General features: G+C 67.6%; 24 protein-coding genes. 17 read left to right on the top strand and 7 right to left on the bottom strand.

Annotation, left to right across the window (positions count from 1 at the left end; genetic code table 11):
* Window positions 1-42 precede the first annotated feature (42 nt).
* Window positions 43-228 (bottom strand): GcrA family cell cycle regulator, encoded by a 186-nt coding sequence (locus tag P7D22_RS16630; protein WP_319935374.1) that lies wholly within the window; start codon window positions 226-228, stop codon window positions 43-45.
* 140 nt (window positions 229-368) lie between these two features.
* Between P7D22_RS16630 and P7D22_RS16635 the strand changes: the two genes are divergently transcribed.
* From P7D22_RS16635 to P7D22_RS16655, 5 genes are all read left to right on the top strand, one after another.
* Window positions 369-932: an XRE family transcriptional regulator gene (locus tag P7D22_RS16635; RefSeq protein ID WP_319935375.1), complete on the top strand. Its 564-nt coding sequence runs from the start codon at window positions 369-371 to the stop codon at window positions 930-932.
* A gap of 187 nt (window positions 933-1,119) precedes the next feature.
* Window positions 1,120-1,833: a septum site-determining protein MinC gene (gene minC, locus P7D22_RS16640; RefSeq protein ID WP_319935376.1), complete on the top strand. Its 714-nt coding sequence runs from the start codon at window positions 1,120-1,122 to the stop codon at window positions 1,831-1,833.
* Between the two features lie 29 nt (window positions 1,834-1,862).
* The gene (gene minD / locus P7D22_RS16645; RefSeq protein WP_319935377.1) at window positions 1,863-2,678 is read left to right on the top strand and encodes a septum site-determining protein MinD; all 816 of its coding nucleotides are present in this window, start codon (window positions 1,863-1,865) and stop codon (window positions 2,676-2,678) included.
* A complete protein-coding gene (minE, locus tag P7D22_RS16650) occupies window positions 2,675-2,950 on the top strand; it encodes a cell division topological specificity factor MinE (protein WP_319935378.1) in 276 nt (91 codons plus the stop codon). Before minD ends, minE begins: the two co-directional genes overlap by 4 nt.
* Before the next feature lie 11 nt (window positions 2,951-2,961).
* Window positions 2,962-3,462, top strand: coding sequence for a hypothetical protein (locus P7D22_RS16655; RefSeq protein ID WP_319935379.1), 501 nt, complete (start codon window positions 2,962-2,964; stop codon window positions 3,460-3,462).
* A gap of 105 nt (window positions 3,463-3,567) precedes the next feature.
* Here P7D22_RS16655 and P7D22_RS16660 read toward each other — a convergent pair whose 3' ends face one another.
* A complete protein-coding gene (locus tag P7D22_RS16660) occupies window positions 3,568-3,744 on the bottom strand; it encodes a hypothetical protein (protein ID WP_319935380.1) in 177 nt (58 codons plus the stop codon).
* A gap of 535 nt (window positions 3,745-4,279) precedes the next feature.
* On the opposite strand from P7D22_RS16660, the gene P7D22_RS16665 reads away from it, so the two are divergent.
* Together P7D22_RS16665 and P7D22_RS16670 are read left to right on the top strand one after the other, a co-directional pair.
* Complete coding sequence (locus tag P7D22_RS16665; RefSeq protein WP_319935381.1) at window positions 4,280-5,611, top strand: MFS transporter; 1,332 nt, start codon at window positions 4,280-4,282, stop codon at window positions 5,609-5,611.
* Window positions 5,612-5,664: 53 nt separating this feature from the next.
* Complete coding sequence (locus P7D22_RS16670; RefSeq protein ID WP_319935382.1) at window positions 5,665-6,189, top strand: DUF1236 domain-containing protein; 525 nt, start codon at window positions 5,665-5,667, stop codon at window positions 6,187-6,189.
* 393 nt (window positions 6,190-6,582) lie between these two features.
* Here P7D22_RS16670 and P7D22_RS16675 read toward each other — a convergent pair whose 3' ends face one another.
* A complete protein-coding gene (locus P7D22_RS16675; RefSeq protein ID WP_319935383.1) occupies window positions 6,583-7,050 on the bottom strand; it encodes a DUF6481 family protein in 468 nt (155 codons plus the stop codon).
* A 239-nt stretch (window positions 7,051-7,289) separates the two neighbouring features.
* Between P7D22_RS16675 and leuD the strand changes: the two genes are divergently transcribed.
* From leuD to P7D22_RS16690, 3 genes are all read left to right on the top strand, one after another.
* Window positions 7,290-7,895 (top strand): 3-isopropylmalate dehydratase small subunit, encoded by a 606-nt coding sequence (gene leuD / locus P7D22_RS16680; RefSeq protein ID WP_319935384.1) that lies wholly within the window; start codon window positions 7,290-7,292, stop codon window positions 7,893-7,895.
* A 77-nt stretch (window positions 7,896-7,972) separates the two neighbouring features.
* Window positions 7,973-8,188 (top strand): hypothetical protein, encoded by a 216-nt coding sequence (locus tag P7D22_RS16685; protein ID WP_319935385.1) that lies wholly within the window; start codon window positions 7,973-7,975, stop codon window positions 8,186-8,188.
* 25 nt (window positions 8,189-8,213) lie between these two features.
* Window positions 8,214-8,936 carry an endonuclease/exonuclease/phosphatase family protein gene (locus P7D22_RS16690; RefSeq protein ID WP_442916104.1) on the top strand — a complete coding sequence of 241 codons (723 nt, stop codon included), beginning with the start codon at window positions 8,214-8,216 and terminating at the stop codon, window positions 8,934-8,936.
* On the opposite strand, the gene P7D22_RS16695 is transcribed toward P7D22_RS16690, so the two are convergent.
* Together P7D22_RS16695 and rhuM are read right to left on the bottom strand one after the other, a co-directional pair.
* Window positions 8,827-10,266 carry a phospholipase D-like domain-containing protein gene (locus P7D22_RS16695; protein WP_319935387.1) on the bottom strand — a complete coding sequence of 480 codons (1,440 nt, stop codon included), beginning with the start codon at window positions 10,264-10,266 and terminating at the stop codon, window positions 8,827-8,829. The two genes, P7D22_RS16690 and P7D22_RS16695, sit on opposite strands and share 110 nt — an antisense overlap.
* A gap of 85 nt (window positions 10,267-10,351) precedes the next feature.
* Window positions 10,352-11,479 (bottom strand): RhuM family protein, encoded by a 1,128-nt coding sequence (rhuM, locus tag P7D22_RS16700; RefSeq protein WP_319935388.1) that lies wholly within the window; start codon window positions 11,477-11,479, stop codon window positions 10,352-10,354.
* A gap of 200 nt (window positions 11,480-11,679) precedes the next feature.
* Between rhuM and P7D22_RS16705 the strand changes: the two genes are divergently transcribed.
* From P7D22_RS16705 to P7D22_RS16735, 7 genes are all read left to right on the top strand, one after another.
* Window positions 11,680-13,170: a replicative DNA helicase gene (locus P7D22_RS16705; RefSeq protein ID WP_319935389.1), complete on the top strand. Its 1,491-nt coding sequence runs from the start codon at window positions 11,680-11,682 to the stop codon at window positions 13,168-13,170.
* A gap of 209 nt (window positions 13,171-13,379) precedes the next feature.
* On the top strand, window positions 13,380-14,510 hold the full coding sequence (locus P7D22_RS16710) for a helix-turn-helix transcriptional regulator (protein ID WP_319935390.1): 1,131 nt from the start codon (window positions 13,380-13,382) through the stop codon (window positions 14,508-14,510).
* A gap of 124 nt (window positions 14,511-14,634) precedes the next feature.
* Complete coding sequence (radA, locus tag P7D22_RS16715; RefSeq protein ID WP_319935391.1) at window positions 14,635-16,068, top strand: DNA repair protein RadA; 1,434 nt, start codon at window positions 14,635-14,637, stop codon at window positions 16,066-16,068.
* Between the two features lie 116 nt (window positions 16,069-16,184).
* Window positions 16,185-16,898, top strand: coding sequence for a CvpA family protein (locus P7D22_RS16720; RefSeq protein ID WP_319935392.1), 714 nt, complete (start codon window positions 16,185-16,187; stop codon window positions 16,896-16,898).
* Window positions 16,899-17,038: 140 nt separating this feature from the next.
* Window positions 17,039-18,493: an amidophosphoribosyltransferase gene (purF, locus tag P7D22_RS16725; RefSeq protein ID WP_442916103.1), complete on the top strand. Its 1,455-nt coding sequence runs from the start codon at window positions 17,039-17,041 to the stop codon at window positions 18,491-18,493.
* Window positions 18,494-18,619: 126 nt separating this feature from the next.
* Window positions 18,620-21,505, top strand: coding sequence for a response regulator (locus P7D22_RS16730; RefSeq protein WP_319935394.1), 2,886 nt, complete (start codon window positions 18,620-18,622; stop codon window positions 21,503-21,505).
* A gap of 64 nt (window positions 21,506-21,569) precedes the next feature.
* A complete protein-coding gene (locus tag P7D22_RS16735; RefSeq protein ID WP_319935395.1) occupies window positions 21,570-22,319 on the top strand; it encodes an SDR family NAD(P)-dependent oxidoreductase in 750 nt (249 codons plus the stop codon).
* 18 nt (window positions 22,320-22,337) lie between these two features.
* Here the strand turns inward: P7D22_RS16735 and P7D22_RS16740 are convergent, their stop codons facing one another.
* Together P7D22_RS16740 and P7D22_RS16745 are read right to left on the bottom strand one after the other, a co-directional pair.
* The gene (locus P7D22_RS16740) at window positions 22,338-23,045 is read right to left on the bottom strand and encodes a glutathione S-transferase family protein (RefSeq protein ID WP_319935396.1); all 708 of its coding nucleotides are present in this window, start codon (window positions 23,043-23,045) and stop codon (window positions 22,338-22,340) included.
* 285 nt (window positions 23,046-23,330) lie between these two features.
* Window positions 23,331-24,225, bottom strand: an 895-nt coding sequence (locus tag P7D22_RS16745) for a DNA replication/repair protein RecF (protein ID WP_319935397.1), incomplete at its 5' end; no start/stop codon positions are given.

Below are 24,225 nucleotides of genomic sequence, written 5' to 3' on the forward strand. Positions count from 1 at the left end.
GCCCGGCGCCGACCGCGCCGGCGGCCCGCAGCCGCAGCGGCATCATCGGCGCCTCCGCAGCGCCAGCTGACCATGCGCGGCGCAATAAGGACGACCGAGCCGGTTCGGGGCGCCGCAGAACCGGAAGCCGTCCTGCTCGACGTCGCCGATCGGCCAATGGCAGCCGCGCGGCGGAAGGTCCCGCAACGCGGCCGCCCCCGGCGGCAGATAGGGCTGGAAGGCGGGCAAGCGGGGGCGTTCCCGCGCGAGAGGGTTTTGCATGGCGACCGGGGCAAGGGTTGTGGAACGGCGCGGAAGCGCTAGACTAATGTGCCCAATATGGGCACGAAGTCAAGATCATTGTGCCCATATTGGGCACAGGAGGGTGTGTGGCCAACAATCTGAGAGCGTTGCGCGAAGGCCGCTCATGGTCGCAGGACGAGGCCGCAACGGCGCTCGGCACCACGCGCAACCAATATGCGAAGCTGGAAGCGGGATCGCGCCGGTTGTCGGACGTGTGGATCGGCCGCGCCGCCGCGGCCTTCGGGGTCGATGCCGGCGACGTGGTGACGGATCGCCGGGCCGTGGTGCCGGTGGTGGGCCACGTGGGCGCCGGCTCGGAAGCACATTTCGGCAATTCGCAAGGACCGATCGACGAGGTGGCGGCGCCCGAAGGGGCCACGCCGCAAACAGTGGCGGTCGAGGTCAGGGGCGAAAGCCTCGGCTCGTTCTTCGACGGCTGGCTGGTGTTCTATGACGACGTGCGCTCGCCCATCACCGACGACCTCGTGGGGCGGCTCTGCGTCGTCGGGCTCGAGGACGGACGCGTGCTGGTCAAGCGGGTGCAGCGTTGCCGCAACGGGCACTTCGACCTCTACGGCCAGTTTGGCGACCCGGTGCTCGACGTCACCATCGCCTGGGCGGCGCCGGTAAAGAGCTTCGCGCCCCGGTGAGGGTGGTGAGGCCGCCGCAACCCGGCGCGTTCGTTACCGTTTCGTTGCCGAGCCAAGCCTCCGAAGGCCGGCACAGAACACGGTTCTGTTAACGTTTGGGCCCGTCTTCATGAGGGAACAGCGACCTGCATTAAGGCTTCATTAACCGAAATCGTCCCAAATCGGGTCATCTGAGGGACCCGAACCCGTGACTGATTCCATCGCCCCCACCTCCGTCCGGTTCCGCGGCCGCTCGTTGATGGCGCTCGTGCTGACCCCCGAGCCGCCCACTGAGGCGTGGCTCGAGGAACTCGACCGGCTGCTGACGCGCTCGCCCGCTTATTTCGTCAACCGGCCGGTGGTGGTGGATGTCGCGGCACTGCCGCAAACCCGGCCTGCCCTGATGGGCATCGTGAATGAGTTGCAGGCCCGCAAGATCCGGGTGATGGCGCTCGAGGGGACCGAGACCGCGATCCTCGGCGCCGATGCGCGCGGCCTGCCGCCCATCATCGCCGACGGCCGCCCGTCGACCCCGATCGAGCCGCCCTCGCGCAGCGAAGACGCGGCTCCGGCGCATCCGCCGACGCCGCGCCCGCACACCTCGATGGTGATCGAGCGGCCAATCCGCTCCGGCCAGTCGATCTATTGCCCGGATGGCGACGTCACGGTGCTGGGCTCGGTCGCTTCCGGGGCCGAGATCGTGGCGGGCGGCTCCATCCACATTTATGGCGCCCTGCGGGGCCGGGCCCTGGCGGGCTGGGGCAACCGCGCGGGACGCATCTTCTGCCAAAGCCTCGACGCCGAGCTTCTGGCGATCGACGGCCTCTACAAGACCGCGGACGAGATCGATGGCGGCCTGCGGGGCCGACCGGTCCAGGCCTGGACGAGCGGCGACACATTGATGGTGGAAGCCCTGACATGACGCGCGACACATCAAACGGGAGAACGGGAATGGCGCAGGTTCTGGTGGTCACGTCGGGCAAGGGAGGCGTCGGCAAGACAACGTCGACGGCGGCCCTCGGCGCGGCGCTCGCCCAGGAAGGGCAGAGCGTCTGCGTGGTCGACTTCGATGTCGGGCTGCGCAACCTCGATCTCGTGCTCGGCGCCGAACGCCGGGTGGTCTACGACCTCATCAACGTGGTGCAGGGCCAGGCCAACCTCAACCAGGCGCTGATCCGCGACAAGCGCGTCGAAACGCTCTACCTGCTGCCCGCCTCGCAGACGCGCGACAAGGACGCCCTGACCGACGAGGGCGTCGAGCGCATCATCGGCGAACTCCGCACCCGTTTCGACTGGGTGATCTGCGACAGCCCGGCCGGCATCGAGCGCGGCGCCTATCTGGCGATGCGCCACGCCGACCTGGCGGTGATCGTCACCAACCCGGAAGTGTCGTCGGTGCGCGATTCCGATCGCATCATCGGCATGCTGGATTCCAAGACCGTCAAGGCCGAAAGCGGCCAGTGGATGGACAAGTATCTGCTGCTCACCCGCTACGACCACGCCCGGGCGCAGCGCGGCGACATGCTGAAGACCGAGGACGTGCTCGAGATCCTGTCGATCCCGCTGCTCGGCATCATCCCGGAAAGCCAGGACGTGCTGCGCGCCTCGAACGTCGGCGCCCCGGTGACCATCAACAATCCCGCGAGCGCCCCTGCCAAGGCCTATGCGGAGGCCGCGCGGCGCCTCCGTGGCGAGGCGCTCGACATCACCATCCCGCGCGAAAAGAAGAACCTTTTCGGCATGCTGTTCGGCAGGAGGGCCGCGTGAACCCGTTCCGTCTGTTCTCCGGCCGCACATCGTCGGCCCCGCAGGCCCGCGAGCGCCTGCAGATCCTGCTGGCGCACGAGCGCGCGCTCGTCGGCCGCTCCGACCTCGTGGCGATCCTGCGGGAGGAGATCCTGCAGGTGATCGCCAAGCATGTCGCGATCGACCGCGACAAGGTGCGGGTCAAGATGGACAAGACCAACACCTTGTCGACGCTCGAGGTGAACCTCGAGATCCGGGCACCCTCGGCCCACGTGACCGCGCTGGCCTCCTGAGGCTGGCCCCGATGCCGGGTTTGCACCGCCTCGCCGTCGCGGCCGCGCTGCTGGCGGCTTCGGCCGGCAGCGCCGCGGCCGCCTGCCACGACGCGTTGATGCCGTTCTCGAGCCTGCAGTTCCGACGCAATCTGCAGCCGGACCTGCGCGACCTCGGCATCACCGGCTTCGGCCGCACCCAACCCTACCGGGACTCCACCATCTCGGTGTTCATGAGTTCGGAAGTGACCCTCGTGATCCGCGAGCAGGACGACCTCGCGGTGGAGATCGGCGCCGAAGTGCCGCTGCCGGCCGAGCCGGTGGAACTCGCCAAATTCAATGCCCTCGTCAGCCACGTCGCGAGCCGCCTGTCGGGGGATCCGGAGCCGCCCTTGCGCGCGACGCTGCTGGCCTCGATCCTGGCCCATGCGACGCCTGGGCAGTGGCAACAGACATCCGGCCCTGTTGTCATCGGGTATTCGCGCGCGCCCGACGCGCTGATCGCCAAACTGCACCTGCAGAAATGCGAGTAGGACGACGGTTTCCGGCGGTCTAGCGCGCGTGCCGGGTTGATGCCGGGTCAACGATCGATTGCGGACGCCATGCAGCGAGGCGCGCGTGCCGGGCTGCCGCGCGTTCTAATAGTTGCCGGTGTCGTCGCCGGTCTTCTGACTCTGCACGAGCTCAATGGCGGCACTGGCGCTCGCGCTCACGTCGACGCCTTCGGCTGGTAGCTGCTGCAGCCGCGCCTTGATCTTGGCCACGACGGCTTCTGCGTCCTTCAGCAGGTCTTCCAACGATTGACGTTCGTTCACGGTCGCTCCTCTTGCCGTCCTGGGCATCTGGTTGAGTTCGATCGGACCGCACTGACCATCATTTCCCAGGCGCCACAAGCGACCACACGCCCTCACCCAACCCGAACGGCCATGCATCTTGCAGGACCTCGGGGCGGGACCCCAGCACACATGATCCGGCGGAAGCGAGCGTGAACCACGCGCTCCGGCTCTCAACGCGTCGATGGCGAGCATAAACGTCACCGCCAGCAGGCCAGAAGCGGTCCAGCCAAGCCATCGTCACGCTCTGTTGATCGCACCGAAGGTCGTCGCTCCCGATCGATCCGGCTTCGATTGCCGGAGGTCACATCAGGGGCGTTTCCCACACCACCCACGGCCTGCCCTCTGCGCAGAAGGCCGCGAAAGCCGGTGGACCTGAGCGCCCCTGCACGTCAGCAATCGGCTTGCCTCATCGCTCGAAACCCGAACCGCGCCGCGAATGACACCGCTGCGGCGAATGCGTAACCTGTCGCAACAGAACGAAGCGCCGGCATGGCGCTCAGCCGGGGGAAACATCATGGAACTCGTCACCGAGGCGCCGCACGATCGGCCCGACACCGTCGCCAAAATCACGCGGCGACTGCTGCCCTTCGTCGGCATCATCTATCTCATCGCCTATATCGACCGGCAGAACGTGTCCTTCGCCAAGCTGCAGATGGTGGGCGACCTCGGACTGACGGAATACACCTACGGGCTCGGGGCCTCGCTGTTCTTCATCGGCTATTTCTTCTTCGAGGTGCCGAGCAACGTCATCCTGGAGAAGGTCGGGGCACGGCGCTGGTTTGCCCGCATCATGGTGTCGTGGGGCATCGTCACGATCGCGCTCGCCTTCACCCAGAACGCAACGATGTTCTACATCCTGCGGTTTCTGCTCGGCGCCTGCGAAGCCGGGTTCTTTCCCGGCGTCCTCTACCTGCTGACGCAATGGTTCCCATTCCGCTACCGGGCCCGCATGGTAGGGTCGTTCATGTTCTACAGCGCGATCGCCAATGCGATCGGGGCGCCGATCGGCGGCACGCTGCTGACGCTCGACGGGGTGCTCGGGATGCGGGGCTGGGAATGGGTGTTCCTGGTCACCGGCATCCCGGCCGTGATCGCCGGGATCGTAACGCTGTTCTACCTGCCGGACCGGCCCGACGATGCCGACTTCATCACCGCCGCCGAGAAGACCTGGCTAAAGGCGACGCTCGCCTATGAGGATAGGGCCAACGGCAAGACCGTTCATGCCAACCCTTTTGCTGCGTTGCTGGACAAGCGGGTGCTGGTGCTCGCGCTCTGGTACGTGTCGCTGCCGCTCGGCGCCTATGGCATTAGCTATTGGCTGCCGACGCTGGTGAAAGGCTTCGGCGCCACCAATTTCGAGAACGGCCTCATCAACATCATCCCCTGGGTGCTGGTGGCGCTGGCACTGTGGGGCCTGCCGAAGTTCGCCCGCGACGGCGGCTCGGTGACACCCTTCATCGCCGGACCGGCGTTGCTCGGGGCCTTGTGCCTCGTGCTTAGCGTGGCGCTGCCCGGCAATGCGGTGAAGTTCGCCTGCATCTGCGTGGCGGCCGCCGGGATCTTTGCGGCGCAGCCGTTCTTCTGGACGGTGCCTACCACCTTTCTGACCGGCGCCTCGGCGGCGGCCGGCCTCGCGGCCATCAATTCGGTCGGCAACCTCGGGGGCTTCATCGCCCAGAACGTCGTGCCGTTGATCCGGGACCGGACAGGCTCGAACGAGGCTCCGATGTTGTTCGTGGCCGCCTGCGTGTTCGCCGGCGGGGTGGCGACCTTCGTTATTCTGGCGGCCCTCGCGCGCCGCCGCGACGCACTCCAAAGCGCCACGACGATGTCGGAAGTGCGATAAGATGGGAACCCTCGCGGCAGACTGGCGTTGACCGATTTCAACAGGGGGTAATTATGCGTCAGACACTTCTCACCGGGACCATCGTGGCCTTGCTGGCCGCCGTTCCGTTCGCGGCCAATGCCCAGATCGTTCAGGGCACGCAGGACGGCTACCAGAACGGCGCCGCCCAGGGTAACGCAGCCGCCGGTCCGCTTGGCGGCATCGTTGGCGGCGCTGTGGGCGCTGGCGTTGGTGCAGCCACGGGTGCTGTCGGCACGGCCACCGGCATCGCGGGTGCGGCAGTGAATGGCGCGACCGGCATTGCGGGCGGCGCGGTTCATGGCGCCACGGGCGTCGTGGGCAGCATCTTCGGCGCCGATCAGCCGCGCTTCGATGGCTACGTCCAGGGGCAGAACTATCCGTCCTACACCTACAAGCGCTCGCTGCGCGTCGGCACCGTTCTGCCGCGTTCCGGCCTGACCTACTACCAGGTGCCGGCCGACTACCCGAACGCCCAGCGTTATCGTTATGCGCGCATCAACGACCGCACCGTTCTGGTCGACCCGCGCACGCGTCGCGTCGTGGAGATCATGGACTGATCCCACCCAGGATCAGGATCTTAAAAGCCGCCCGGTCGCAAGCCGGGCGGCTTTTTTACGAGGCCAGTGTGGGAGGATCAGCGCCGTCTTCGAAGACCGTGCCATGCTGACACGAGCGTCTCGGGATCGCTTCAACAAGGCTTGGTTTCCCGGGAAAGGGCTCGTATGGACGAGGCTTTGAACACGTTCCATGTCAAGGTCTGGCATCACGGGCGCCGGACGTAAGCCATCACGCGAACCAGTCGTCACAGAGGACGGCGGGCGGTGCCACGCCACCCCTGCCGCTCAGATCACGACCGCCCTACAGGCGGCGGCGAATATTTAACACGCGCATGGCCGGCGAATGCCGCCATGCGCGCCAGCGTGATCGGCCGCAAGCCTGCGGCCGGAGCGTCAGCGGGCTTTCTGGCGGGACTTGCGGGCCGCATAGCGCTCGTCGCGCCGGGCCTTCTGATCGGCCATGTCCAGCACGGCGCGCGACGCGCGGGCCATACGAGCTTCTTCCGCAACCTTGCGCTGCGCCTCGAGCTCGGCCTCGCGGAGCAGGGCCGCGGCAAGCTCTTCTTCTTCGCGCTTCAGGCGCTCGGCTTCCTCACGCTCGCGCTGCTCGAGCAGCATGCGCTGCTTCTCGGCCTGACGGGCCAGACGCGCGTCATGCACGGCCTTGCGCTCGGCGGCGACCGCCTGCCGACGCGGATCGTCGGGCCCCGGCCGGTTCTTCAACTTGTCGATCAAGGCCGACTTGGCCGTGCTGGAAGCTTTGATGCGGTCAGAAAAATTGGCGTGGTTGAACGTACCCAAGGCCTGTCCCGTTTGCGTGACGCCTGTCGATGACGGCAAAGCGTCGAAGTGGGTGAACATGCGGATCTCTCGCCCGCAATGCGCACGCACATAGCGCCGGACCGCGCATTATGGAAGAGGTGTCGCAGCAACTCAGCTCAGCTTTTTAGCCGCGGCGGCGAAGAGCGGGGCGACCATGTCCTACAAAGCCTGCGGCGTGGCCGACGCGTGCCGGCATGCGGCCACGCCAAGCCCGCATGCTTGACCGCCTTGCCGAAATCGGCATGACAACACCATCACGACAGCGCTTCGGGGACCGCATGGACAAATTCACCGTTCTGGAAGGCGTCGCCGCTCCGATGAGGATCGTCAACGTCGACACCGACAAGATCATCCCCAAGCAATATCTGAAGACCATCAAGCGCACCGGACTCGGCACGGGCCTGTTTTCCGAGATGCGCTACGATGACGCCGGCAATGAGCGACCGGACTTCGTGCTGAACCAGCCCGGCTACCGCAACGCCAAGGTGCTGGTGGCCGGCGACAATTTCGGTTGCGGCTCGTCGCGCGAACACGCCCCCTGGGCCCTGCTGGACTTCGGCATCCGCTGCGTGATCTCGACCAGCTTCGCGGACATCTTCTACAACAACTGCTTCAAGAACGGTATCCTTCCCATCGTGGTAACGCCCGAGCAGATCGAGCTGTTGTTCGACGATGCCGAGCGCGGCGCCAATGCGACACTGACGATCGACCTCGAGGCGCAGCAGATCAAGGGGCCGGATGGCGGCACGATCAGCTTCGAGGTCGATCCGTTCCGCAAGCATTGCCTGCTCAACGGCCTCGACGACGTCGGGCTGACGATGGCCAAGAAGCCGGCCATCGACCGCTATGAGGCCACGGCCGCCACCAGCCGCCCCTGGGCCTGACCGGTCCGATCGACGGGACGGGAAACAAGCGACCTGTTTCCCGCGTTCCCCCGCGTCTTCCTTTTGGAGTTTCCCTCATGGCCGATCCGCAGAAACTGAAGCGCTTCCACATCGAACAGGACGACGACGCCTTCGTGATCAAGCTCGAGGACGAGGCCGGCGGCTCCTTCTCGGTGTCGGCGACGCACGACCAGATCGACCTGATCCTCGACAGCCTTGACGATGCGCTCGATGCCGACGAGGAGGCCGAGGAGGCGGAAGACGACGAGGGCGAGGGCGACGCCAAGGCCTGAACGAGCTTCGGCGCCCGTGAAGGTCATCAGCTGGAACCTGCTGCGCCGCACGGGCGCGAGCCGCGCCGAGGTGGCCGACCTCGTGGCGGCCGAGCGGCCCGACCTGCTGCTGATGCAGGAGGTGACGGACCACTTCGAGACGCTCGGCGAGGAGCTTGGCGGCTCCTTTGCGTGGCGGCGGCAGCCCGGCCGCATCCATGGCCTTGCGATGTGGAGCGCCACGCCCTGGACCGAGGCACCGGTGTTCGGCGCCCTGCCGCGCGGCGTCGTGTTCGAGCGCCTCGGGCAGATCGTCACGGTGGGCGGCATCGGCATCGCCAACGTCCACCTGTCGCATGGGCAGCGCCTCAACCGGCGGCAGCTCCGTGCTATCGCGGCGCTGTTGCCGGATCGCGCCGCCATCCTGGGCGACTACAATCTGGTCGGGCCCGCCCTGCTGCCGGGCTTCCACGATGCCGGGCCGCGTCGGCCGACCCATCGCATGATCGACATGGTACCACTGCGCATCGACCGGTGCCTTGTGCGCGGCCTGCGCTGCGACCACACCCGGGTGCTGCCGCGCGGCGGCTCCGACCACCATCCCATCTGCGTCACCCTGGTGCTTGGCGAAGGGGACGGGAGGCCGCGACAGGCCGCCGTCAGATATAAGGAAGCAGCAGCCGCAATGCTGCATCGCGCAACCGGGCGGCGACGTTTCGCGCCGCGAGGTCCTGCGGGCGCAGCCGCGCATCCTGACAGGCCCGCATGAGGCTCTCGATCTCGTCGGCCAGCGGGCGGCCGTAAACCTCGACGTCGAGTTCGAAATTCAGCCGCAAGCTGCGCATGTCCCAGTTGGCGCTGCCGATCAGGCACCAGCGCCGGTCCACCACCATCAGCTTCGAATGGTTGAAGGGCTGGTGCCCGTACCAGAAACGCACCCCATGATCGAGCAGCGGCTGGACATGGGCCTGCATGGCAAGGTCGACGAAGCGCTTGTTGGAGCGGCGCGGCACCACGATTTCGACATCCACCCCGCGCAGCGCCGCCAGCGTCAAGGCCGTGACGAGGCCCTCGGGCGGCACGAAATAAGGCGTCATGATGCGGATCGAGTGCGTGGCGCAACTGACCGCCTGCAGCATGACGAGCTCGATCTTCTCGAGGTCGTGGTCGGGCCCCGAGGCGATGACGCGGGCGACGGCGCGCTCGGCCTCGTGCGGCAGCCCGGGCGGGAACCAGACCGGACCGTCGAGCGACTCGCGGGTGGTGAAGCTCCAGTCGCGCGCAAAGGCGTCGGCCAGTTGGGCCACGACCGGTCCTTCGAGGCGGAAATGCGTGTCGGCCACCGGGTGGCGCGGATGGCCGCCGAGCAGGCTCTCGGCCGTGACGTTCATGCCGCCCGTGAAGCCTACCGTGCCGTCGCAAACCAGCAGCTTCTTGTGGCTGCGCAGGTTGAGGAACGGCATGCGCCAGGGCAGGGCGGAGTGCATGAACAGCGCCACCGGCAGGCCGGCCTGGCGCAGCCGGCGCGCGATGCCAGGGAAATAACCGCTGCCGATGCCGTCGAGCAGCACCCGCACCGCGACCCCGCGCGCCTTGGCGTCCGCCAGGGCCGCCGCGAAGCTGTGACCGACGGCGTCGTCGCGCATGATGTAGGTCGACAGCGCCACGCTGTGCCGGGCCGCGGCGATCGCCTCCAGCATGGCCGGGAAGGCGGCATCGCCGTTGGCCAGCATCGTGACGGCATTATCGTTCTCGGCCGGCCGGTTGGTGATGCGCCGCACCGCCTGGTCGAGCGGCGCCAGATGGCCGGCGAAATCTTCCGTCGGCAGATGAGCCTGGTGGTGGCGCGGCGGCCGGGCGCCGCGCACCTGCAAGGCGCGCCGCGTCACCCGGTTGATGCCCAGCAGATAATAGAACAACGCGCCCCAGACCGGCGCCACCCAGGCGAGGCCGATCCAGCCGAGGCAGGCCGGCACGTCGCGCTTGCGCAACAGCGCATGGCCGGTGACCAGCAGCGCCAAGGTCGAGCCGAGCGGCGTCGCGACCGGCGCCCACACCCGGTCGACCCCGGCGAACAGCCATTCCCAATCGGTCAACACAACCCCAAAACCCCTCCAGCTGCGCTTCCGGTTACGCGGCTCCCCGGCAAAGGTCCAGCCGGTACGGCGGGCCGATGCGGCTCGGTCAGGAGCGGTCGGACGGGGTCTTGGTCGGCCGCCCGCGACGCGGTTTGGGCAGGTCTAGGCTGGCGACCTTCAGGGCCGACACCTCTTGTGCAGTCCGCTCCGCCCGGAGCGCCCGACGTTGGGTATCGAACCTCCTGTACTCCCTTTCGACATGCGCGTCGGCCATGGCCGTCGAAACCTGTCCACCGCCACGAAGGACAGGACGGTTGAGGTTCTTCAATTGCGTGTCCAGCAACGACCTGGCCGTCACCATGCTGGTCAGCCTGCCGATGTCGAGCTGATCCTCGAAAACATCGAGCAGGATCGTGGTCAGGCGGTTGAGTTCCTTCAGCTCCGGCTCGAGCAGGAAGTTCTTGGCCGTTTTCGTGTCGACTTTCCTGACCTCCCCGCTGGACAACGATCGCAGACCCATGTCGGGGCTGTCGGCGTCGGCGCGCTCTAGCCGGATCATCGCAGGGGTCTTGCTCAGGCTCGCCCAGTAAAGCTTTGCCTGCATCTGCGTATAGAAAGTTCGCGCGGCCTCGGACGAGCCATCGTAATCCTGACACAGCGCGCAGATGCGACGCAGCTCCGCATAAACGTTCGCTTCCGCGGCCCGGATGTCGCGGATGATCTCCCGCAGCTCGGTAACGCGGTCAGACTCCGTGCCGGCCTTGAGCCGCCGGCTATCGACCACGAAGCCACGTGTCAGATACTGCACCAGCTTATCGGTCGACCAGAGCCGGAACGCGGTGCCGAGCCGGCCGCCCACCCGGTAACCGACTGAAATCAAGGCATTAAGATTGTAGAGCTTGGTGGCATAGCGCTTGCCGTCCCGGGCAGTTTGTAAGGAATCCTTACAGACTGCCGCCTCATCGAGCTCGCCTTCGCGGAAGATGTTACGGAGGTGGATAGTGATGTTCTGCGTCGTCACGCCGAAGGCTTCGGCCATCTGCCTTTGCGAAGCCCAGAAGGTTTGATCCGCGAGTTGCAGCTCGACAACAACACCACTCGCGCCCTGATAGATCAGGAAACGGTCGCCCGTATCCACATCCTCGATGAGCGACAGCGGCCCTGCGCCACCATCCTGCGAGGCGCCGACGCCATCGTTCGAGGCCGGCACGATCGGCGCGTCATCGTCGCTCATCAACCCCAAGCCCTCGCGTGGCAGTCATCGATCCTACGCGTGAACGCCGGCCTGTCGAGATCGGAACGTTTACGGAACACATTGGCCGATCCGGCACTCTGTGGGAATCGGGGACAACCCGGATGTCGGAGCCCTGCGACAGCGCCGCAACGCCGCCCACCTTGGCAATGTGGTAAACATCTCCTGCGATAGAGGCGTGCATGAGCAACATCGAAACCTTGCCGCGGCGCGTCGACACGTCCGCCGAGACGTTCCGCACCCCGCCCCACAACGTCGAGGCCGAGCAGGCGCTGCTGGGCGCGATCCTGGTCAACAACGAGGCCTTCGACCGCGTTTCGGACTTCCTGCAGCCGCCGCATTTCTCCGAAGAGATCCACCGCCGCATCTTCGAGGTGACATCGGCCCTGATCCGCGCCGGCAAGATCGCGACGCCCATCACCCTGAAGACCTTTCTGGGCGACCACGACCTCGGCGGCATGACGGTGCCGCAATATCTCGCCCGGCTCGCCGCCGAGGCCACCACGGTCATCAACGCCGGCGATTATGGCCGCTCGATCTACGACCTGGCGATCCGGCGCGCCTTGATCTCGGTCGGCGAGGAGGTGGTGAACGTCGCCTTCGACGCCCCCGTCGACCATTCGCCCCGCGCCCAGATCGAGGAAGCCGAGCGGCAGCTCTACGCGCTGGCCGAATCCGGCCGGGCCGAGGGCGGCTTCCAGCGCTTTTCCGACGCCCTGACGACCGCCATCGACATGGCGGCCAAGGCTTATGAGCGCGATGGCAAGCTCAGCGGCATCTCGACGGGCCTCAGCGACCTCGACCGGACGCTTGGTGGCCTGCAGGCTTCGGATCTCGTGATCCTGGCCGGCCGGCCCGCCATGGGCAAGACTTCGCTCGTCACCAACATCGCCTTCAATGTGGCCAAGGCCTACCAGTTCCAGGTGAAGCCCGACGGCACCCACGAAACCACCAATGGCGGCATCGTGGGGTTCTTCTCGCTCGAAATGTCGTCCGAACAGCTCGCCACCCGCATCATCGCCGAGCAATCGGGCGTTGCCTCCTACAAGATCCGCCGTGGCGACATCACCGACGACGACTTCCACCTAATCACCGACGCGGCCCGGCAGATGCAGACGGTGCCGTTCTACATCGACCCGACCGGCGGCATCTCGATCGCGCAGCTGACCGCGCGGGCCCGCCGCCTGAAGCGCCAGCGCGGCCTCGACCTGCTGGTGGTGGATTACCTGCAACTGTTGTCGGGCTCGAAATCCGCCGGCTCGAACCGGGTCCAGGAATTGACCGAGATCACCACCGGGCTGAAGGCGCTGGCCAAGGAACTGGCCGTGCCGGTGATCGCCCTGTCGCAGCTGTCGCGCCAGGTGGAATCGCGCGACGACAAGCGGCCCCAACTGTCCGATCTGCGTGAATCGGGCTCGATCGAGCAGGACGCCGACGTGGTGATGTTCGTCTACCGCGAAGAATATTACCTGAAGAACAAGCAGCCGCGCGAAGGCACGGAAGAGTTCATCACCTGGCAGACCGACATGGAGCGGGCCCACGGCAAAGCCGAGATCATCATCGGCAAACAGCGCCACGGCCCGACCGGCACCGTCGAAGTGCAGTTCGACGCCGAGGTGACGCGCTTCTCGACCCTGGTGTCGAACGACTATCTGCCGGAGCAGATGGGGTAAGGGGTTCACGATGCGGCAGTGCCTCGCCTGCCCGCAGGCTGGCTGAAACCACACCTGTTTCACCCGTAGTCCGCATGGTCCTTGCCGCGGGGACGCGACCATTATGGGCGCTGCCGGCGTATGCCGCATGAGCGGCTTGCCATGGGCGTCGATCCAGAGATTGATGCGGGTCGACCCTCCAGATCGGGAGGGGAGACACGAGGTCTCGGATGACCGACGATGCCTTGGACAAGGTGATCCACGGGATCTACGAGGCGGCACTGATGCCATCTCTGTGGACGTCCGTTCTGATCGAGGCCAGGAGGCTGTTCTCGGCTCAGCTGGTTACGATCGTTCCGACTACGCGTCCTGCAGAGCTGATGGCGACCCCCGGCTTCGAGGAGGTGCAGCGCAGCTACGGAGACTATTGGTGGCAGCATGACCGCCTGACGCTGTCGGCATCCCGCGGCGAAACTACGGGGAAGATCATCCGCGACTGGGAGGTGCTGTCCGCCGACGCGCTCCGACGCGATCCCTATTACCAGGACTTCCGGCGACCGCACGGTCTCGGTCATCTCTTCGGCTATGTGTTCGAACCCTCTATCGGCGAGCTGTTCGGATTGGGCGTGCAGCTGCCTGTCGACGACGCGCGGGTACCGGGAGAAACCGCCGATCGGCGGCTGACGACGATAGCCCGACACATCGAACGCGTCACCGCGATGTCGGTCCGGCTTTCTCTCGATTGCGCCGTGAATGATCTGGGGACCGCCCTGTCGGCGCTCCCGAACAGCGTCGCCCTGCTGGACCGCCAGGGCGGGGTCATGTTCGCCAATGCGGCCTTCGCGGATTTCGCGGCGTCGGGGTTAAGGATCGAACGCCGCCTGCTGCGGACGCCACGGCTCGCCGACCAGCCGAAGCTCGACGCAATGATCCGGAATGCGCTCAGCCCGGGAATGAAGGGTCCTGACGTGGCCGCCGTGAGCCAGCGAGGCGGGAGGCATCCCCTTCTGATCAGGGTTATCCCGCTACCCGCGACGGAGCGGGTCGCGGCTCTCGATCCCTTTCGTCCGCGGGCCGGTGCCATGGTTTTGGTGGTCGATCCGAGGGTGGAGCGCGAGGGTAATGTCGATCTCGCGCTGCGGAGCTTGGGGCTTACGCCGGCGGAGGCGCGGGTCGCCGCATGCATCGGCACCGGGCGGAACGGGCCGGAAACGGCCGAATTGCTGGGCACCAGCCATCACACGATCCGCTCCCAGATCAAGGCCAGCATGCTCAAGCTCGGCGTCGTAGGCCAGGGCGAACTCGTCGCGATGGTGGCGCGCTTGTCGGCCCTCCTGGCGAAAAAGGAGGAGGGGCCCTGATCGGCAACTCGCGCCTGGGGAGCAGTTCTGCCATTGTCGGCGCGGCCTGAGCGTTCCCGTGGAAGGCCAAGAGGCCCGAGAGGCCGCTTGCCTTTACTGTCCTGAGGCTTGTACCGGCGACCCCATGGCCAAACCCCGCGTCACCTTTGTCTGCCAGAGCTGCGGCGCCGTGTCGCCGCGCTGGCAGGGCCGCTGCGATGCTTGCGGGGCTTGGAATTCGCTGGTCGAAGAGGGGGGCGCCACCGGCATCGGGGCCGCGGTGGCGCGCAAAACCCGCAAGGGGCGGCTCTTCGCGCTCGAGGGGCTCGCGGCCGTCGGTCAGGAGCCGCCCCGCACGGCCGTCGGCATCGCCGAGCTCGACCGGGTGACGGGCGGCGGCTTCGTGCCGGGCTCGGTGATCCTGCTCGGCGGCGAGCCCGGCATCGGCAAGTCGACGCTGTTGATCCAGGCCTGCGCCAAGCTGGCCGAGGCCGGCACCCGGGTCGCCTATATTTCGGGCGAGGAGGCGGTGGCGCAGGTGCGGCTGCGGGCCCGGCGCCTCGGCCTCGCGGGCGCCCCGGTGGAGCTCGCGGCCGCCACAGGGGTCGAGGATATCGTGGCGACGCTCGACGACGGCGAGCCCTTCGGCCTCGTGGTGATCGATTCCATCCAGACCATGTGGACCGACTCGGTCGAGGCGGCACCCGGCACCGTCAGCCAGGTGCGCGGTGCCGCCCAAAGCCTGATCCGCCTGGCCAAGACCAGCGGCGCCTGCGTGATCCTCGTCGGCCACGTCACCAAGGACGGGCAGATCGCCGGGCCTCGCGTGGTCGAGCACATGGTGGATGCGGTGGTGTCGTTCGAGGGCGACGCCGGGCACCAGTTCCGCATCCTCCGGGCCTTGAAGAACCGCTTCGGGCCGACGGACGAGATCGGCGTCTTCGAGATGACCGGCCAGGGGCTCGCCGAGGTGTCGAACCCGTCCGCCTTCTTTCTGTCGGGCCGCGACGCTTCGGCGCCCGGCGCCGCGGTCTTCGCCGGCATGGAAGGCTCGCGCCCGGTGTTGAGCGAGTTCCAGGCGCTCGTCGCGCCGACGAGCCTCGGCACGCCGCGCCGGGCCGTGGTGGGCTGGGACTCGAACCGTTTGTCGATGATCATCGCGGTGCTCGAGGCCCATGCGGGCGTCCGGCTCGGCGGCCACGACGTTTACCTGAACGTCGCCGGCGGCCTCAAGGTGAACGAGCCCGCGGCCGACCTCGCGGCCGCGGCCGCCCTCGTGTCGTCGCTGACCGGCGCCACGCTGCCGTCGAACACGGTCTATTTCGGCGAGATCGGCCTGTCGGGCGCGGTGCGGCCCGTCACCCATGCGGCGGCGCGGCTGAAGGAAGCCGTCAAGCTCGGCTTCGCCGGGGCCGTGGCGCCGGCCGATACGGCGCAGCCTGGCATCGGCACGCCCGTTGCGCATATCGGCGCCATGGTGGCCGAGATCGCGGCCGCGGGCGTCGCGCAACAAGGCGACACTGCGTCCCATCGGTCCCAGTCGCGTAGAATGCGGAAGCCCGACGCCCTTGAATCGTGACGCTGGGGCGACGCTCGGCTATACGGGATCCCAAACCCCGGGTGAACGATCCGTGACCCCGACTCTTTGACACGACGCCGGGTTCCCCGGCGCCGGGCCACGCCGCGGAATCCTGAATGCCCTCCTACCTCGACCTCGCGCTCATCGCGATCGTCCTGATCTCCGCCCTCCTGTCGATGGTGCGCGGCTTCACGCGCGAGATCCTGGCCATCGCGTCCTGGGCGGCCGCCTTCGTGGCCGCCTATGCGTTCTATCCCCAGCTGATGCCGTATCTCGGCGAATACATCCACAAAACCGAACTCGCCATCGCGGCCTCGGTGGCGATCATCTTCTTCGGCGTGCTGATCCTCGTCTCGATCGTCACGGTGCGGATCTCGGACGCCATCCTCGACAGCAAGGTCGGGCCGCTCGACCGCACGCTGGGCTTCGTCTTCGGCGCCGTCCGGGGCTTCGCGCTCGGGGTCATCGCCTTCATGCTGTTCAACTATCTGGCGCCCCGGCAGCAGCCCGAATGGGTGGCCAACGCCAAGACGCGGCCGCTGCTGCAGGCCTCGGGCGAGCAGCTGGTGGCCGTGCTGCCCGACAATCTCGCGACCTCGATCTTCAAGGTGCTGCAGAAGCCCAAGACCGGCACCGACGAAGCGCCCGCGGAGGAGACCGATCCGGCCGAAGCGAGCCCCGCCACCGGCGCGGCCGACCCGCAGGCCACCCCGAAACCCGCGGCGCCTGTTGCAAAACCGGCGAGCGGTGCAGGGGCGACCGACAAGCAGAAGCTCGAGAACCTGCTCGGCAAGGGCGTTGCGCCGCCGGCCACCACCCCCAAAAGGTGATCGGTTGCGCGCAATTTATTCCGCGTCCCGGCTTCTGTTTGCCGCAATCCCCCTCCACATGACATAATGACGACGGCGGACCCCCGCCCGGCGTCTCGACCTTCTCTTTCAAATTCGATGGGTGCGGCATGGATCACCACATGGCCGATGACTTCGATCCGGACGCCGACCGCCTGCGCGAAGAATGCGGCGTCTTCGGCATCTTCGGCCATCCCGATGCGGCCGCCATCACGGCGCTCGGCCTGCATGCCCTGCAGCATCGCGGCCAGGAAGCGGCCGGCATCGTGTCGTTCGACGGCAAGCGCTTCCATTCCGAGCGCCGCCTCGGCCTCGTGGGCGACCACTTTTCCAAGCAATCCACCATCGCGGGCCTGCCGGGCCGCTCGTCGATCGGCCATGTGCGCTATTCGACCACCGGCGAAACGATCCTGCGCAACGTGCAGCCGCTTTTCGCCGAGCTCGATTCCGGCGGCTTTGCGGTGGCCCATAACGGCAACCTGACCAACGGACTGACGTTGCGCCGCGGCCTCATCCGCCAGGGCGCGCTGTGCCAGTCCACCTCCGACACCGAGGTGATGCTCCACCTCACGGCCCGCTCCCGCAAGCCGCGCTTCATCGAGCGCTTCACCGACGCCCTGAAGGAGATCGAGGGCGCCTATGCGTTTGTGGGCCTGACCAACCACGAGCTCGTCGGCGCCCGTGACCCGCTCGGCATCCGGCCCTTGGTAATCGGCGAGCTCGACGGCTGCACCATCCTGACTTCCGAAACGGTGGCGCTCGACATCATCGGGGCGCGCTTCGTGCGCGACGTCGCCAATGGCGAGGTGGTGATCATCAACTCGCGCGGCATCCAGAGCCTGCGCGCCTTCCCGGAACAGCCGGCGCGGCCCTGCATCTTCGAATACATCTATTTCGCCCGGCCGGATTCGATCGTGCACGGCCGCTCGGTTTATAACGTGCGCAAGAACATGGGCGCCCAACTGGCCCGCGAGGCGCCGGCCGACGCCGACCTCGTCATCCCGGTGCCCGACAGCGGCGTGCCGGCCGCGCTCGGCTTCGCCCAAGAATCCGGGCTGCCGTTCGAGTTCGGCATCATCCGCAACCATTACGTCGGCCGCACCTTCATCCAGCCGACCCAGTCGGTGCGCGAGGTCGGGGTGCGGATGAAGCACAACGCCAACCGTGGGGTGATCGAGGGCAAGCGCGTCGTGCTGATCGACGATTCGATCGTGCGCGGCACCACCTCGGTGAAGATCGTGCAGATGATGCGCGATGCCGGCGCCCGGGAGGTGCATTTCCGCATCTCGTCGCCGCCCATCACCCACCCGGATTATTACGGCATCGACACGCCCGACCGCGACAAGCTGCTGGCGGCCCGCATGAACCTTGCCGAGATGCAGAGCTATATCGGGGCCGACAGCCTCGCCTTTCTGTCGGTGGACGGCACCTATCGGGCCATGGGCCTCGAGGGTCGCGACGCCGCCTGCCCGCAATTCACCGATCATTGCTTCACGGGCGAATATCCGACGCGACTGACCGACGTCGACGGCGTCCCGGACATGCGGCAGCTGGGGTTGTTGGCCGAGGCGGGCTGAGCAGGCACCGCCCGCAGGGACGAAGGGTCGCCCGCAAGGGATCCATCAGGCCGTTGTCACCCTTTCGCCAAGTCGTTATCCCCCGATCAGGCTCGTCGAACCGGCCTGATCTGCTGGAGACTCGCGATGTCCACCCCGCCCGACGACATGACGGCGTTCCTGGCCGGGGGCGGGGAGATGGGCGCGCGCATCCGCGCCTTTGATTGGAACGCGACGCCGCTCGGGCCGCCCGAGGTCTGGCCCGAGGTGCTGCGCTCGGCCTTGCGCATCTGCCTCAACTCGGCCTTCCCGACCGCGATCTACTGGGGTCCGGACCTCTTCCTGATGTATAACGACGGGTGGGCCCCGATCCCGGCCGACCGTCATCCCGCCTGCCTGGGTCAGGCGGGCGCCAACGTATGGGGCGACATCTGGGACATCATCGGCCCGCAATTTGCCGCCGTGATGGCCACCGGCCAGGGGTTTTCGGCCTTTGACCAGATGCTGCCGATGGAACGCGACGGGCAGCCGCAGGAAACCTACTGGAACTACAGCTTTACGCCGCTGGTGGACGAATCGGGGGCCGTGCGCGGCGTCCTCAACCAGGGCAACGAGACGACCCGCCAGGTGCGGCTCGAGAAGCTTCAGGCTTTCAGGCTCGAACTCGAGGACGAACTGCGCGCGCTCGGCGACCCGGAAGCCATGGTGGCGGCGGCCGTGGGCGCGCTCGGGCGCCACATGGGCGCGAGCCGGGTGGGCCTCGGCGAAATGCAGGCCGATGGCGAAACGGTCGAACTCCGCTCAAGCTACACCGACGGCGTGGCGCCGCTGAACGGCCTGTTCCGCCACGAGGACTTTTCCAGTCAGGCGGTCGAGGATCAGCGCCACGGCCTGACCACCTGGAGCCACGACGTCCAGGCCGAGGCGAAATACGATGTCGCCACCTGGGCCGCGGTCGAGACCCGTGCCTATGTGTCGGTGCCGCTGGTGCGCGGCGGCCGGCTGAAAGCCCTCTTCTACGTCAATCAGCGGGAGCCCCGCCGCTGGACCACGGAAGATATCGACCTGATCGAGAGCGTCGGCGCCCGCGTGTGGGACGGCATCGAGCGGGCCCAGGCCGAAGCGGCGCTGCGGGAAAGCGAAGCGCATTTCGGCAGCATCTTCCGCCAGACCGGCGCCGGCTTCGCCGAAATGGATCGGACCGGCCGATTCATCTCCGTCAACGAACGCTTTTGCGTCCTGACGGGCCGCAACCGGGACGCGCTGCTCGGCCTCACCATGTCGCACATCACCCATCCCGAAAGCGACGCCGCCAGCCGTGCCGCGTTGCAACAGGTGTTCGAGACCGGTGAACCCGCCACGGTGGAGAAGCGCCTGCTGCGGCCGGACGGCGCCACGATCTGGGTGGCCAACACCAAAAGCCTGATCTCGGCCATCGAAGGCCAACCGACCGTGCTGACCGTGGCGATCGACATTTCGGACCGCAAACAGGCCGAAGCCGAGCTGGTAGCCGCCAAGGCCCTGGCCGAGGAAGCCAACCTCGCCAAATCCACCTTCCTGGCCAACATGAGCCACGAGTTGCGCACCCCGCTCTCGGCCATCATCGGCTACAGCGAAATGATGCTGGAGGAGCTCGAGGACGGAGAGGATGCGCTCGGGCTGACGGGCGACATGCGCAAGATCGAGAACAATGCTCGCCACCTGCTCGGCCTCATCAACGACGTGCTCGACCTGTCGAAGGTCGAAAGCGGCAAGATGGAGGTTTATGCCGAGGATTTCGCGATCGAGCCGATGGTGCAGGAGCTTGCCACCACGGTGCAGACGCTGGTGGGCAAGAAGGGGAACCGCCTCGTTCTCGACCTCGCCCCCGATCTCGGCCCCATGCACACCGACCTGACCAAGCTGCGCCAGATCCTGTTGAACCTGCTCAGCAACGCCGCCAAATTCACCGAGAACGGCACCATCACGCTTGGCGTGTCGCGCCGCATCGAGGCCGGACGCCCCGACGCAATCGTGTTCCGCTTGGCCGACGACGGGATCGGCATGTCGCCGCCGCAGCTGGCCAAGCTGTTCCAGCGCTTCCAGCAGGCCGATAATTCCACCACGCGCCGCTTCGGCGGCACCGGCCTCGGGCTGTCGCTCGTCAAGGCCTTCGCCGACATGCTTGGCGGCAGCATCGGGGTGGACAGCACGCCCGACGTCGGCTCGGTCTTCAGCGTGACGCTGCCGGCCACCTTCGAGGCCGCCACGAGCGCCGCCGCCGCCGTGGACCTGCCGTCGAGCCCCGAGGGGAACGGCGATCTCGTGCTGGTGATCGACGACGACGAGAACCAGCGCCTGTTGATGAGCCGCTTCCTGCACCGGGAAGGGTTCCGCTCCCGCACGGCGGCAGATGGCGAAGCGGGGCTGGCCTTGGCGCGCGAGCTGAAGCCGCGCACCATCCTGCTCGACGTGATGATGCCGGGCATCGACGGTTGGTCGGTGTTGAGCGCCCTGAAGGCCGACCCCGACCTCGCCAGCATCCCGGTCGTCATGGTGACCTTTGTGGACCAGCGCAGCCTGGCCGAAGCGCTCGGAGCCGCCGATTACGTCCTGAAACCCGTCAGATGGGACCGCTTCAAGGCCGTGATGGACCGGTTCCGTCAGCCCGAAAGCGACGTTTTGGTGATCGACGACGATGCCGACACGCGCGCCCGGATGCGCAGCGTGTTGAGCCGCGACGGCTGGCGGGTGGCCGAGGCCGAGAACGGCCGCGACGGACTCGACAAGGTGGCGGCGGCGCGCCCGCATGTGATCCTGCTCGACCTCACCATGCCGGTGATGGACGGCTTCGACTGTTTCGAGGCGCTCAGGGCCATGCCGGGCTGCGGCAACATCCCGGTGGTGGTGCTGACGGCCCGCGACCTCACCCGCGAGGATCGGCGCCGCCTCGCCGGCGCCAACCAGATCCTCAACAAGGGCGACGTCAGCCTCAGGTCGGTGGCCGACCGGCTGCAGCAGTTGGCGCGATCGACCACAGCCACCGAGGCCTGACACTTGCGGCCGTGGGGCTGGCCTGCCATGGCTTGAGGCTCCCGTCGCTCGCCAGAGACCGTCCATGCCGAAACCGCTCGACCAGCGCACCGCCCTCGTGACAGGCGCTTCGCGCGGCATAGGCCGCGCCGTGGCGCTGGAGCTCGCCCGTCAGGGCGCCCATGTGATCGCCATGGCCCGCACCCAAGGGGCCCTCGAGGAACTCGACGACACCATCCGGGGCGAGGGCGGCGAGGCGACGCTGGTGCCCTGCGACATCGCCGATTTCGATGCCATCGACCGGCTCGGCGCCGCGATCCACGAGCGTTGGGGCCGGCTCGACATCCTGGTGGGCAATGCCGGCGTGCTCGGGCCCATCACGCCGCTGGCCCATGTCGACCCGAAGCAATGGGACGAGGTGATCGCCGTCAACGTCACGGCCAATTACCGGCTGCTGCGCTCGCTCGATCCGCTGCTGCGGGCGTCGGACGCCGGCCGCGTGGTGTTCTTGTCGTCGGGCGTCGCCCAGCGGGCCGAGCAGAAACCCTATTGGGGCCCCTATGCGGTCAGCAAGGGCGCGCTCGACCTGATGATGCGCACCTATGCGGCCGAAACCGCCACGACCTCGGCCGTCAAGGTGATGAGCGTCAATCCCGGGCCGCTGCGTACCCGCATGCGGGCCAAGGCCATGCCGGGCGAGGATCCGCAAAGCCTGAAAACCCCGGAAGAGGTGGCGCCCAGGATCGTCGACCTGTGCGGGCCCGGCTCCACCGAGACCGGTGCCATCTATGATTTTCCCACCGACAAGGTGCTGCGCTTCACGGCTCCGGCCTAGCGCCGGAGCAATCCAGGATCACACCGCGATGGTGCGCAGGTCGTCCGTGATCGTGCCGGAAGCGCGGGCCTCGGCCTCGTGGCCCGGCTCGCGGTCCGGTTCCGCCAGCGCGGCCTGGTACCATTCGGTCATGGCCGGCAGGGCACGCAACCGCGCCGCATAGGCCATGGCGGCGTCGCCGAGCTCGAGCCCGAAGCTCTGCATGCGGAACGCCACCGGCGCATAAAAGGCATCGACCGCCGTGAAGGCCGGGCCCGCCAGCCAGGGGCCGCCGAACCGGTCGAGCCCCTCCCGCCACAGCTCGTCGATCCGGGCGATGTCGCGGGCGAGATCGTCCGGCATGCTCCCGAGCGCGATCCGCAGCCCGCAATTCATGCCGCAGCGGTTGCGCAGGGCCGAAAAGCCGGCATGCATCTCGGCCGTGGCGCAGCGCGCCCAGGCGCGGGCCGCCGCCTCGGCAGGCCACACGCCGGGGTGCCGCTCGGCGAGATATTCGACGATGCCGAGCGAGTCCCACACCACCGCGTCGCCGTCGTGCAGGCACGGCACCGCGCCGTTTGGCGCGAAGCGGCGGAAGGCGGCATGGTTGTTGGTCGCGCCGAACCGCACCGGCACGGCGTCGAACGGGATGTCGAGGGTGCGCATCAGCACCCAGGGGCGCAGCGACCAGGAGGAATAATTCTTGTTGGCGATGAAGAGGCGCATGGCGATCGGTCCTGCCCGCATGGCGCCCCACCATAGAGACTGCAGCGGAAGCCCTCCAATCAGCATTGGAACAGACTGGGATCAGCGACTTTGATGAGTCATCCCGTATCGACCCTGCCGTCACAGCTCTGCGAACGCGCCGCTCAACAGCCCTCATTCCGGCCGCAGCGAAGCGGAGAGCCGGAACCGGGGAGCCACGGCGGCGCAGGTTGAATCACACCGGTTCCGGGTTCGCCTTTGGCGTCCCGGAATGAGGGCCACCCCGTATTCGGCTGCGATACGGGCTGCCGATGCGCGACGATGTTCTCAGCCCGGCTGAACCCCGCACGCCTGCCCGGGCGTCACCACGAACACCGCGGCCCGTCCCCCCAGCTCCGCGAAAGCCGCAGGGTCGGCCCCCGTCATGAACACCTGGCCGCCGAGCTCGTCCAGGCGGGCGAACAGTGCGGCGCGGCGCGAGGGGTCGAAATGGGCCGCGATCTCGTCGAGCAGCAGCACGGGCGCCATGCCGCTCATCGCCGCCACGAGTCCCGCCTGGGCCAGCACCAGGCCGACCAGCAACGCCTTCTGCTCGCCCGTCGAGGCTCGGGCGGCCTCGATGTCCTTCGGGCCGTGGCGCACCAGCAGGTCGGCCACATGCGGGCCCACCGTGGTGCGGCCGGCCGCCATGTCGCGGCTGCGGTTGCGGCGCAGGATGTCGCGGTAAAGGTCCTCCGCCTCGAGCGCCGGCCCTTCCGCCACCAGGGCCTCGACCTCACCGGCGAGCGCAAGGCTGGCAAAGGGGAACGGCGAAGCATCGTCGCGTTCGGCCGCGATCAGGGCGGCGAGGCGGCTGACGGTTTCGTGCCGGGCCGCCGCCACCGCCACCCCGAGGGTCGCGACCTCGTGTTCGGCGGCTTCCGCCCAGGCACGGTCGAGCCTGCGCTCGCGTGCATCCTCGAGAATGCGGTTGCGATTGCGGAGCGCCCGCTCGAGCGCGCTGACCCGGGCCGCATGGTCGGCGTCGATCGTCAGCACCAGCCGATCGAGGAAACGCCGCCGCTCAGCCGCGGCCCCGGTGAACATCCCATCCATGGCGGGCGTCAGCCAGACCACCCGCAGATGCTCCGCGAAGGCGCGCGCGGACGACACCGCGGCGCGGTCGAGCCGGCACTTGCGGGCGCCGTCGCCCGGCTCGAGGCCGGTGCCGAGATGCGTCGGT

This window comes from Lichenihabitans sp. Uapishka_5 (assembly GCF_033947565.1).
GTDB lineage: Bacteria > Pseudomonadota > Alphaproteobacteria > Rhizobiales > Beijerinckiaceae > Lichenihabitans.